Below are 12,089 nucleotides of genomic sequence, written 5' to 3'. Positions count from 1 at the left end.
CTCCTATTCCTCAAGATGAATGTGTCTTAGTTTCCCGTCCCAATCTGGTAGGGCTGTTTTCAAAAAGGCTGGAACTAGCTGGAGATCCTCAAGTTTATCCAAATCAATCCATTCACAGGGCTGCCTTTTCTCATCTTCCTGCATGGTCAATGGGGCATCTTCAAGCAAGTCCGCCAAATAATGAAACTCGATATTGTGATAGGAAACACCGTCCTGTTCAAAACGATTTTCAACCACAAAAGCTAGCTGCCCAGCTTGAGCTTTGACACCCAGTTCTTCCTTCACTTCACGGACTACCGCGTCCTCCGTGCTTTCATTTACTTGAATCGCACCGCCAATAGTGTAATACTTGCCCTTATCTTTGGTAACTAGGAGCTTGCGATTTTGAAGAATCAAAGCTGTCGCCCGAACTCCAAAAACCGTATTGTCTACTTTTGTCCGAAAGTCTTGCTGAGTCATTCTTATCCTTTCCCTTAAACGATACAAAAACAGTCAAAACTCCAAAGAAGTGCAGGACAAAAAAGCCTGCAACATCCATGAGCTTTGACCATCATTTCTATTGCTGTTATTATTGTAGCAGATTGAGAAAATTTGTCAATCTAAATGTACTGACAAACTTGTCCATCGCGGTAAGCATTGTCAATCAAGCCACCACCTAGACACTCCTCGCCATCGTAAAAGACAACTGCCTGTCCTGGTGTAATCGCACGTTGTGGCTCTGCAAAGATGACCTCTGCCTTGTCTCCTTTAACATGTACTGTCACCTTAGAATCAGGCTGACGGTAGCGGAATTTAGCCGTACATTCGAGCGTAAACTCCTCTGGCATATCACGAGTAAAGTGGACTTGGCTAGCCTCTAGGCTGGTTGACATGAGCGAATCATGGTAGAAACCTTGGCCTACATAGAGGATATTCTTGCTTAGGTCTTTTCCGACAACGAACCAAGGGGCATTGTCACCGCCGTGTTGCCCACCGATACCGAGTCCGCCACGCTGACCGATCGTATAATACATCAGACCTGCATGCTCGCCCATATCGCGACCATCTACAGTCATCATGCGACCAGGCTGAGCTGGTAAGTAGTTGCTGAGGAAATTTTTAAAGTTCTTTTCTCCGATAAAGCAAATCCCTGTCGAGTCTTTCTTCTTAGCAGTCGCAAGGCCTGCTTCTTCTGCTAGTTTTCGAACTTCAGGCTTTTCCAAATGTCCCAGTGGAAACATGGTTTTTTGAAGTTGTTCTTGCGAAAGTTGACTGAGGAAATAAGTCTGATCCTTGCCATTGTCCACGCCACGAAGCATGTGAACAGTGCCATCCTCATCACGCGCTACTCGAGCATAATGCCCAGTTGCTACATAGTCTGCACCCAAGGTCATGGCATAGTCCAAAAAGGCCTTGAACTTGATTTCCTTGTTGCACATAACATCTGGATTTGGCGTGCGCCCTGCACGGTATTCCGCTAGGAAATACTCGAAAACGCGGTCCCAGTACTCTTTTTCAAAATTGACAGAGTAGTAAGGAATGCCAATCTGGTCTGCTACCGCAGCCACATCCTTGTAATCTTCGGTCGCCGTACAGACGCCGTTTTCATCTGTGTCATCCCAGTTCTTCATGAAGATACCGATCACATCGTAGCCCTGCTCTTTGAGCAAGAGAGCCGTCACCGACGAATCAACACCACCACTCATCCCCACAACAACACGTGTTTTAGAGTTATCACTCATGGTAAGTCTCCCATCTATTCGTTTATTCACGATTGAAGGTCGTGTGTGCTTCACGATTGAAGGTCGCTTGAGCAGTTTTCATTATAACATGCTTGGTTAGAGAAGACAAGAAAGAGGCTGATAATCTACCAACCTCTGGTTTTATTGATAAAAACTTTAGTCATCATCGTCTCTATAAAAATATTTTCTATACACTCTTGATAATACCAAAATTAATGCCAATATCATACCAAGAGCTATAATAATAGAATTTATTAGATTTATTTTAGTATGTCCAATCACTAGTCCAATAATTGGGCTAGTAGACATGCCTAGATATAATAAAAGTGACAAAAGATGAATTTCACCAATTCCTGCAAAAAAATGTTTCATGTAATGCTTCTCCATTTGCTCCATTAAATCTATTTTATTTTAGAGTAGCATAAAATAAGCAATCCTTCAATAAAATCCATTGACGAAATACTATTCTAAAGCATTGATAACTCAGATTTCTCAGAATAGAGCTGCCCAAACTATCGAACAGCTCAAGAACATATATATCTATGCGATTCTAAACTTAGAATTGCTATAGAATAAATGTTTTATGGGTATTCTAGGTCTTTGACTGCTTAAAATTTTACGTTCTGAAGGATTCTAAAGCTAGAATAGCATAAAAATCATGAAAACTGAACTATTCGAAGCTTCATAGTCATACGATTTCCATAGGAAGTATCTTTTTAGTACGTGTGGTTAGGAGGTAATTTTAGGGAATCTCCCAAAAACAACCAATTTCCTATTTTTATCAATCAAAAAATGTTGATAAATGAGTGTTTTAAAATTAAATTTTAAAGGTATCCTTAAATCTAAAGATTTTTGATAAGATTTCTGTATTTTTCACAATTCAATGATTCGATGACATTGTTGGGCTACATAAGCATCGTGGGTCACGATAATGACTGTTTTCCCCTCGCGATTCATCTCTAAGAGAAACTTCAAGACCAAATCTCTATTTTCAGGATCCAGAGAACCTGTTGGTTCATCGGCTAAAATCAACTGGCTGGGTTTTAAGATGGCTCTAGCAACTGCAATTCGTTGTTGTTCGCCACCAGACAACTCGGAAACCTTTTGATGCAAAGTAGCTGGCAAACCTACTCTCTCTAAAATCTCTTCCACCTTTTTGAGCTTGTCTTTCTTAGAAAATTTCACATATTTCAGCGCCAGCATGAGATTGTACTCGACCGTTTCATCATCAATCAGGGCAAAATTTTGAAACAGATAAGAGATATGTTCACGGATTATTGTTTGCGACTTAGCAGAATTAACCGCTAGATTTGTCTGACCAAAAATCTCATACTGTCCGCTATAATCACCATCTATCAAACCTAATAAATTTAACAAGGTCGACTTGCCACTGCCACTTTTTCCAACGATGGCAACCAAATCCCCCTGATCAATCCTGAGAGATAAGTGATCCAAAATCACTTTTCCTCCAATGGTTTTGGTAATATTTTTCAACTCAATCATAAGATGCCCCCTTTCAATAACTCTGCTAGACTTCTTTTCTCCATCCTAGAAGCCAATACTAGCACAAATAGTATATCCAGACATGTAAAGCCTGCAAACAGCAGGAGTGGCAAGAGCGCATGGGCAAAGAAAATCAATACTAGAAGAGGGAGACTATAGCCCAACAAGAGCAGAACTAAGAGAGGGCGGTAGCGATCGACCAGTTTCCACCCCATAAACTTCTTGGTAACGATATCTGTTCGCTTCAATAAGAAAGTTGTTACTAATAAGAAGTAGGAAATCATCATGCTAAGGAGACCAAACAAAGCAAAGAGTATATTAAAATTTCGAACTGCATCTCGATAAGAATCTACTTTCTCTTGTTGAATGGCTTGAATCGATGAAAATTTTAAATAATTCCCATCTAATAATTTCTCAACTAACTCCGTAATCACTTTTTGATTTTGTTCTGTATTTTCAACTTTCATCGGATTGTTTAAACCTGTCGTTGACAAGCGAGTCTTTTCTTCCCACATCATGTCTTGATCATTTACAAGACTAATGATTGGATTGTGGAGGTTTTCCTTTCGCTCATTATTATAAGGGAAGAAAGACCAATCTCCTTCATAGTAGGCAATTTCTACATCCATATCTTCTATCCTTTGCTTTTGCTGTTCTTCATACCTCATAGAAAGATAGGCGATGGATTTCCCCAAGAACTGATTCTTGCCTTCTTGTCCTCTATCACTGGCTGGCATCAAAATAACTTTTTTAGTGCTGGTATCTGGTAACTTGAATCCCTTACTCTTTAGAAAATTGCTATTAGCATAGTAAACATCTACCTTATCAGGCAGTTGGTACTGCTGCACTTGTTCTGCTTTGATGACTGGTTTGATAGGAAGACTCGCACTTCGAACATAATTTACTTGTATTTTTGCTAGTAAATCTTGATAAAATTGGTAGAAATAATCTATAGATTTCCCTGACCCTGCTAGCTCTTCTTGCCACAGGTTATCATTGAGTTGGAAGGTTTCTAAGGTCAAGTAATTCCCTTGGCTTACCCACTGTTGCTGATAAGCAAGTTCTTTGTTTTCTTGTTCTAGACTTCTGCCCACCCCAATCAGTAAGGCCGTCAGTAAAATAGTTGTCCCTATTTTCATCACATAATTGAAGATAAGACCAAGTTTGACAGATGAAAAACCTTTCAACATGGAACTGACTGTCATTTTCTGAATCATCAGGTAGGTCAGCCAACTGATGAACAAATACAACTGTAAAAGCAGAAATTGGGATAAGAGTAAACTCGGGAACAAAAGTTTTGGTCTGTAATCCAGCACTAAAAATAATCCCAAGTCAATGACAAGACTTCCACCCAAGAGAAGATAAAAATTAGTCTTTACAAAACCAGCTAAAATCGCTCTGCTTTGAAAACCAAGTAACTTTTGAACTCCCACTCGTTTCATCTCCATCATCGGCTGATAAACTGTTACTAACACAAGAAGTAAAATAGCCAAGACAAAAACAATGGCAGATAAAAGCAAATCTCGATTTATGACTTCCACTGCACTTTTATAGGTAGGCTCTAGCAAGGCAGCCTGGTCTATCTTGAAAAAATCGCTCCATTTCTGTACAATCCTATCCTTATCCATCTCTTGTGTAGAAGTTATCGTATAGCGACCATTTAAACTACGAGATGTATCCTTGATATAGGTTTGAAAAGTCATAAGCTGAATAGGCTTGGCTTTTAGAAAGGTCGGAATCGTACCAAGTTTATTAGAAATTTCTTTATTACTGTAGACTCCTTCACCATCTGTGGTAAAATCAAGAGAAGAAATCCCAAACTCTTGGTAGGGGAAGGTATCTTTATCAAAAACACCAGACTTGATTACCTCATCACCACTGTCTGTTTTGATGATAGAGACCTTGTACTCCTTTGATACATCCTCAAAAAATCGAAGAACAGACGCTGCAGGTTTGTTAATATCTTTCAAATACAAATCCAAAGAATCTACAGTCTTTCCCATTTCCCGAATCCGAACCGCTTCACGTGTGTAGTTTACATTAAAAACAAAAAAAGTGGTACACAGCAACAGCAGAAACATACAAAGATGACTGATTTTTTTCATAAAAGTACCTCCACTAAAGTTCTCCCTCTCCTAATAGGAGAGGGAAAATTTCATTTAAAATCCATAGAAATATTCTAATCCTGTTGGCGGAATTTTATTAAGGGAAGCTTGAGCCCAAACCTCGGGATCTTCACGATCCTTAGAGATTCTACCTCCATGCTTGACAGTTGCTGTATGAGATCGAGTAGAATGTAAATAATCAGAATATCCAAAAGTTCCTGTCCAACCTACTCCATAGTTCCATTGACCACCATCAACCCATACTGCTAAAGCATTTGTAGTAGCAAGTATACCACATACCATTAAAGATGCAACACCAATTTTAACTAATTTTCTCATGATTTATTTCTCCTATTATCGAGAGCTGTTCCGTAAAAACAGCTATAGTAATTTATCAACAAGTATCGTAGTCCATTGGACTCACCTTCCTTTCATTTTTACAACTAGCACATTATATCGGCCATTGCCATGGGAAAACCGTAGCAATGCTGAATAAGAAAGCAAGAATAACTAAAAAGCGAAAAACTTTTTTATTCATACTCTTTCCCTCCTATCTGTATTTTGTATCTATAGTATACCTCTTCTTTACTCTATTTTAAAATTAGTTAACTTTTTTCACACATTATTTTAGTTTTCTTTTTTACTTTTTACATTGCTATGATACAATATTTTTAACAAAATTTTATTGTTTGTTAACTTTTTTCACGAAAAGGAGAAAATCATGCGTTATGATTTCGGAAAGGTCTATAAAGAAATACGTGAGTCAAAGGGGCTGACCCAAGAAGAGGTCTGTGGGGGTGTTCTCTCAAGAACCAGCCTATCAAAGATTGAAAGTGGCAAGACAACCCCAAAATATGAAAATATGGAATTTCTTCTCCGTCAAATCAATATGAGTTTTGAAGAGTTTGAATATATCTGTCAACTTTATCAACCAAGTCAACGCACAGAGATTATGCAAACCTATCTCAATATGCGTTCCATTATCGGGACCAGCGATCTTGTCAATTTATTTCAAAAATGCCAAAACTATCTCAAGACCCACCACGATCTCCCTATAGAAGAAATCAGAGACATGCTTGAAGTTGTTATTTATATCCGTCAACACGGGGCAGGGGAACTATCAGATCACGCAGAACAGGTTGTCAAAAAACTTTGGAGAAAGATTGAAAAACAAGATACATGGTATGAAAGTGACCTAAAAATCCTCAATACCATCCTTTTCAGCTTGCCCATTGAACACCTCCATCTCATCACTGGAAAAATCTTGCAACGCTTAGAAGTCTATAAAAACTATCAACATTTATATGACTTGCGAATGACAATTCTATTAAACCTTTCCACACTCTATCTATACAATCAAGATAAAAACATATGCCAACAAATCTGCGATACTTTACTAGAGGATGCCAAGAAAAAGAAAAAATATGATAGCTTGGCTGTCGCCTATGTCCGTATCGGAATTTGTAGGGATGATGCTAAATTGATTCAAAAAGGTTTCTCACTTCTGGAGCTGGTCGATGAAACTTCTATGCTGTCTCATCTCAAACAAGAAGTGGAGACCTATTATCAAGCGAAGTAAAGATAAAAAAGTCGAGGGAGTTCCTCGACCTTTTCATATTATTCTGTTCGTTATTTCTTAATACCAGCCGTTGTTAAGCCAGAAGTTTTTAGCGGCTGTCCATGAACCGTAACGTCCTGCAACGTAGGCATCTGCTACACGTTCTTGGTTTTCAGCTGAGTAGTCACCGTTCAAGTATGAATCTGTCAATTGGTAACGTCCGATGTAGCGTCCGTTTGTAGCTGTGTAGCTACCGCCTGATTCTTTTTGAGCGATCCATTCTTTAGCTTCTGCTTCAGATCCGCTTACAGTTGAAGCAACCGTTTCTTCTGCTACTGCTTCGCTTGCTACTGGAACTTCTTCCACTACTTCTGTAGTTTCTACTACTGGAGCTGAAACAGTTTCATCTTGAGCAGCTGGTGCTGCATAAGTCGTTGAGGCTGGTGCTACTGGCGCTACAGGACCATCGATAACCAACTCTTGACCAACATAAATCAAATGAATGTTGTCAATGTGGTTGTTTTCTGCCAATTTCTCAACAGTTGTATTGTGAGTTTCAGCGATTTCTGAAAGTGTATCACCTTCTTTAACTGTGTAAGTTGATGATTCTTGAGCAGATACAAATGATGGAGCAAATACTGCAAACAAGGCAGCTACTCCTGCAAGAGTTGTTTTAATCTTTTTAGTTGTTGATTTCATATTTGAAAATTCTCCTTCTTTCTATACTTCTATCATACCCTTTAAATATTACCGTTTCTTGACACTTTTATGTAGAAATATTACAAAATTATTTTTTATTTCCCTAAATAAGCTATTTTTTGTTACAAAAGATGCTTTTTTATGCTATTTGTAGTGTAAAAAGGTTTTCATCCACAATTAAAGCCAAGACCTTTATTCTTTGATATAATAGAGATAAGAATTTTTATAAGGGGAAACTGATGAAATCACTTCGTTTTCAATCTGTCTTTGATATCATCGGACCAGTTATGATTGGCCCATCTAGTAGTCATACCGCTGGGGCTGTTCGTATTGGGAAGATTGTCTCTTCCATTTTTGATGATACTCCGACAGAAGTCGAATTCCAACTTTTTAACTCATTTGCCAAGACCTATCGTGGTCACGGGACAGACCTAGCCCTTGTTGCTGGTATTTTAGGCATGGATACAGATGATCCTGAAATCCCAAACAGTCTGGAGATTGCCCACAAGCGTGGTATCAAGATTGTCTGGACCATTCAGAAAGACAGCAATGCTCCTCATCCAAACACCACTAAAATTACCGTTAAAAATGCCCACAAGACTATCAGTGTGACTGGTATTTCTATCGGGGGAGGGAATATTCAGGTCACCGAACTCAATGGTTTTGCCGTCTCTCTCAATATGAATACACCGACTATCATCATCGTTCATCAAGATATTCCAGGTATGATTGCCCTCGTAACAGAGGCACTTTCCCGCTATGGTATTAATATCGCCCAGATGAATGTTACTCGTGAAAAAGCTGGTGAAAAAGCCATTATGATCATCGAAGTCGACAGTCGCAACTGTGATGAGGCCATCGAAGAAATTCGAAAAATCCCTCATCTCCACAATGTCAATTTCTTTAAATAGGAGGAAGCATGTTTTATTCTATCAAAGAATTGGTCGAGCAAGCAAATCTGGACTTTCAAGGAAATGTCGCAGAACTCATGATTACAACAGAGTTTGAATTGACAGGTCGCGAACGTGAAGAAGTCTTCCTTCTCATGGAACGCAATCTGGAAGTCATGAAAGCCTCTGTCCAACTTGGACTCAATGAAAATAAATCTCGTAGTGGCCTGACAGGTGGAGATGCTGCCAAACTGGATCACTACATCAAAAACGGAAAAACTTTATCAGATTACACGATTCTCTCTGCTGCCCGAAATGCTATCGCAGTCAATGAACACAATGCTAAAATGGGCTTGGTCTGTGCCACTCCGACCGCAGGAAGTGCTGGCTGTCTCCCTTCCGTTCTCACTGCTGCTATTGAAAAATTAGACCTTAGCCACGAGCAACAGCTAGATTTCCTCTTTGCTGCTGGTGCCTTTGGACTAGTCATCGCAAATAATGCCTCTATCTCAGGTGCTGAGGGCGGTTGCCAAGCCGAAGTCGGTTCGGCCTCTGCTATGAGTGCTGCAGCCTTGACTCTGGCTGCAGGTGGGACACCCTACCAAGCCAGTCAAGCTATTGCCTTTGTCATTAAAAATATGCTAGGCCTCATCTGTGACCCTGTTGCAGGTTTGGTTGAAGTTCCCTGTGTCAAACGTAATGCCATGGGAGCTAGCTTTGCCTTCATCGCAGCAGACATGGCCCTGGCAGGTATCGAATCTAAAATCCCTGTGGATGAAGTTATCGATGCCATGTACCAAGTAGGAGCAAGCATGCCGACTGCCTTTCGTGAAACAGCTGAAGGTGGACTCGCTGCCACCCCTACTGGTCGTCGCCTCCAAAAAGAAATTTTCGGAGAATAAGCTTATCAAATAGGAGAAACCATGACCTCTATCACAGCTATCTTTTTCGATCTAGATGGAACCCTCGTTGACAGTTCTATCGGGATTCACAATGCCTTTACCCATACCTTTAAAGAGCTAGGAGTGCCTAGTCCTGATACCAAAACGATTCGTGGTTTTATGGGACCGCCCCTCGAAAGTAGTTTTGCGACCTGCCTACCCAAAGAACAAATCACTGAGGCTGTGCAGATATACCGTTCTTACTATAGGGCAAAAGGCATCCATGAAGCTCAACTCTTTCCTAATATTGTAGACTTGCTTGAGAAGTTATCGAGCAGTTATCCACTCTACATCACCACGACAAAAAATACTCCAACCGCTCAAGACATGGCTAAAAATTTGGGAATCTATCATTTCTTTGATGGCATTTATGGTTCCAGCCCTGAAGCTCCCCATAAGGCCGATGTCATTCGCCAAGCCTTGCAGACACATCAACTAAGCCCTGAACAAGTCATCATCATCGGAGATACCAAGTTTGATATGCAGGGAGCTCAAGAAACAGGCATTCAGAAATTGGCCGTCACTTGGGGATTTGGAGAGCAAGCAGATCTACTAAACTATCAACCTGATTATATCACCCACAAACCCTTAGAAATTTTGGAGTATTTTCAATAACATAGACTGAGCGACAACCCCATTTCAGAAGATAATGAAGTAAATCTCTACATAACAAAACGCATATTACCAAGGTTCAAGATGTACTGCACCCCAAAAAGTTAGATTTTTTCTGTCTAACTTTTGGGGTGCAGTTCAATTCAAGGACTGATAATATGCGTTTTTCTTTTTTATTCAACGTGGGTTGTTTGATTTGCAAAGGCGATAATAGCTTGTTTCAACTCATCTCCTCTGAGAGTTCGGAACTCTTCAATCTTTTGATCGATGGCTTCTAGAGGCATGACATTAACCTTACCAACGAAAATCTTATCCATAACTTGGTTATCAACAAGTTCGGTTGATACCAAGAGTTCTTCGTAGAGTTTTTCACCTGGACGGATTCCAACTTCAACGATTGGAATTTCGCTCTCAGTGTGCCCACTTAGAAGGACCATTTTCTTGGCTAAGTCATAAATTTTGACTGGTTTGCCCATATCAAGGATAAAGACTTCTCCATCTTTGGCATAAGCACCAGCATGGATAACCAAACGGCTAGCTTCTGGAATAGTCATAAAGTAACGGGTCATGCGGAAGTCTGTCACCGTTACAGGCCCACCTTCAGCAATCTGACGTTCAAAGACTGGTATGACACTACCACGGCTACCAAGAACATTTCCAAAACGAACTGCACAGTAGGTCGATTGGCTACGTTGGTTAAAGCCAGTGACAATCAATTCCGCCACGCGCTTGGTTGCTCCCATAACATTTGGTGGATTAACCGCCTTATCTGTCGAAATCATAACCATCTTAGGTACTTTAGCTTCATCAACAGCCTTAGCAACATTGTAAGTTCCACGGATATTGTTTTTGAAGGCTTCTTTTGGATTGCGCTCCATCATAGGAACATGCTTGTGAGCAGCCGCATGATAAACAATAGCTGGCTTGTACTGCTCAAAGACTTGCAACAAACGATCATAGTCTTGAATATCTGCGATAACTGGCACATAATCAATCCCTTGGAACTTACGAATCAGCTCATGATAAACAAGGTAGATTGAGTTTTCCCCATGACCGAGCAAGACGATGCGTTCAGGATTGAAGCGACTAACTTGGCGACAGATTTCAGAACCGATTGAACCACCAGCCCCTGTGACTAATATGGTCTTACCTGTCAGTTCTGCGCCCAGACGCGATTCGTCAAGACGAATTTCCTGACGGCCCAAAAGGTCTATGATATCAATTTTTTGGAACCCAGTACCTGCTTGGTGAAGTCCTTGAACAACAGTTTCAACATTAGGCATCTTGTAACATTTGACATCCAGCTTATTACACATCTGCAAGATACGCTCATATTCTGACGGATCAAGTGACGGAATCGCAACGATAACACGCTCGATTTGATGGCGTTTAGCCAATTCAGGCAGATTGTCATAAGAGCCCAAAACAGGGATTCCACCAAGTTTTTGGCCCTTTTTCTTAGCATCCTTATCCAAAATACCGACAAGTTCCAAATCACTGGTTGGATGTTGGTAGCTATCCATAAAGAGGGCCCCACCATCACCAGCACCAATCAAGAAGGTCCGACGGTGTTCTCCATCACCACTACCTTTTTTGCGTCTGGAGTAGATTAACTGCCAAGTAATCCGTGGCAATAAAATCAAGAAGGTACTCAACAAGATAAAGAGAATGATGAAACGGATGGAGAAGAGTGGCAAGAAGGCATAGCAGATACTATATGACAAGACACTGCTCGCAGTCACACCAAAAAAGATTTTCATGAAATCCGTAATCTTGCTGTAACGACTAATACTAGCGTTCAAGCCCCAAAATGCAATCATAAATTGATAAAACAAGAAGGCCAAACTCGTATAGATAATGTAGTCAACAGGTGCTGGATTAATCAAGCCGTAAAATAAGATATAAGATACAATGATGGAAACCACCATACTCAAAATATCAAATACTCCCCAGAAAACCTGTTTTTGTTGTTTATTTAAAATTTCCACCAGATCAATCACATAATCTGTGAGTTTTTTATTCATAGAAATTTACTCCTCCTTAAAAGAGCTAGATGGTTA

Annotated in this window: 12 protein-coding genes; 4 read left to right on the top strand and 8 right to left on the bottom strand. The window is 40.1% G+C overall.

The genetic code is table 11. The features are described from left to right. Positions 1-3: 3 nt before the first annotated feature. From FJR73_RS01195 to FJR73_RS01170, 6 genes are all read right to left on the bottom strand, one after another. Positions 4-459: an NUDIX hydrolase gene (locus FJR73_RS01195; protein ID WP_181146568.1), complete on the bottom strand. Its 456-nt coding sequence runs from the start codon at positions 457-459 to the stop codon at positions 4-6. 140 nt (positions 460-599) lie between these two features. After that, positions 600-1,721, bottom strand: a complete 1,122-nt coding sequence (gene mnmA / locus FJR73_RS01190) for a tRNA 2-thiouridine(34) synthase MnmA (RefSeq protein WP_049543159.1) — start codon at positions 1,719-1,721, stop codon at positions 600-602. 156 nt (positions 1,722-1,877) lie between these two features. After that, positions 1,878-2,093, bottom strand: coding sequence for a hypothetical protein (locus tag FJR73_RS01185; RefSeq protein ID WP_140832857.1), 216 nt, complete (start codon positions 2,091-2,093; stop codon positions 1,878-1,880). A gap of 501 nt (positions 2,094-2,594) precedes the next feature. Beyond that, a complete protein-coding gene (locus FJR73_RS01180) occupies positions 2,595-3,224 on the bottom strand; it encodes an ABC transporter ATP-binding protein (RefSeq protein ID WP_140832855.1) in 630 nt (209 codons plus the stop codon). Then, entirely contained in the window at positions 3,221-5,329 is a 2,109-nt protein-coding gene (locus FJR73_RS01175; protein WP_140832853.1) for a bacteriocin-associated integral membrane family protein, read from the bottom strand. The genes FJR73_RS01180 and FJR73_RS01175 overlap by 4 nt, the downstream gene beginning before the upstream one ends. A 54-nt stretch (positions 5,330-5,383) precedes the next feature. Then, positions 5,384-5,668, bottom strand: coding sequence for a lactococcin 972 family bacteriocin (locus FJR73_RS01170; RefSeq protein ID WP_125451172.1), 285 nt, complete (start codon positions 5,666-5,668; stop codon positions 5,384-5,386). Positions 5,669-6,050: 382 nt separating this feature from the next. Between FJR73_RS01170 and FJR73_RS01165 the strand changes: the two genes are divergently transcribed. Then, positions 6,051-6,908 (top strand): helix-turn-helix domain-containing protein, encoded by an 858-nt coding sequence (locus FJR73_RS01165; RefSeq protein WP_140832851.1) that lies wholly within the window; start codon positions 6,051-6,053, stop codon positions 6,906-6,908. A 57-nt stretch (positions 6,909-6,965) separates the two neighbouring features. Here FJR73_RS01165 and FJR73_RS01160 read toward each other — a convergent pair whose 3' ends face one another. Then, a complete protein-coding gene (locus FJR73_RS01160; RefSeq protein WP_140832849.1) occupies positions 6,966-7,586 on the bottom strand; it encodes a LysM domain-containing protein in 621 nt (206 codons plus the stop codon). A gap of 239 nt (positions 7,587-7,825) precedes the next feature. Between FJR73_RS01160 and sdaAB the strand changes: the two genes are divergently transcribed. From sdaAB to FJR73_RS01145, 3 genes are read left to right on the top strand one after another with little or no spacing between them, the layout of a single operon-like run. Further along, positions 7,826-8,497 carry an L-serine ammonia-lyase, iron-sulfur-dependent subunit beta gene (gene sdaAB / locus FJR73_RS01155; RefSeq protein WP_000838912.1) on the top strand — a complete coding sequence of 224 codons (672 nt, stop codon included), beginning with the start codon at positions 7,826-7,828 and terminating at the stop codon, positions 8,495-8,497. Between the two features lie 8 nt (positions 8,498-8,505). After that, on the top strand, positions 8,506-9,378 hold the full coding sequence (sdaAA, locus tag FJR73_RS01150; RefSeq protein WP_140832846.1) for an L-serine ammonia-lyase, iron-sulfur-dependent, subunit alpha: 873 nt from the start codon (positions 8,506-8,508) through the stop codon (positions 9,376-9,378). A 21-nt stretch (positions 9,379-9,399) separates the two neighbouring features. Further along, entirely contained in the window at positions 9,400-10,032 is a 633-nt protein-coding gene (locus FJR73_RS01145) for an HAD family hydrolase (RefSeq protein WP_140832844.1), read from the top strand. A 170-nt stretch (positions 10,033-10,202) separates the two neighbouring features. Here FJR73_RS01145 and FJR73_RS01140 read toward each other — a convergent pair whose 3' ends face one another. Further along, positions 10,203-12,053 (bottom strand): nucleoside-diphosphate sugar epimerase/dehydratase, encoded by a 1,851-nt coding sequence (locus FJR73_RS01140; protein ID WP_049531988.1) that lies wholly within the window; start codon positions 12,051-12,053, stop codon positions 10,203-10,205. Between the last annotated feature and the right edge of the window lie 36 nt (positions 12,054-12,089).

Origin of the sequence: Streptococcus sp. D2 (assembly GCF_006385825.1) — a bacterium.
In the GTDB taxonomy this organism is placed as follows: Bacteria; Bacillota; Bacilli; order Lactobacillales; family Streptococcaceae; genus Streptococcus; species Streptococcus shenyangsis.
The sequence above is the reverse complement of the archived record's forward strand: the minus strand, read 5'-3'. Positions and strand labels throughout refer to the sequence as shown.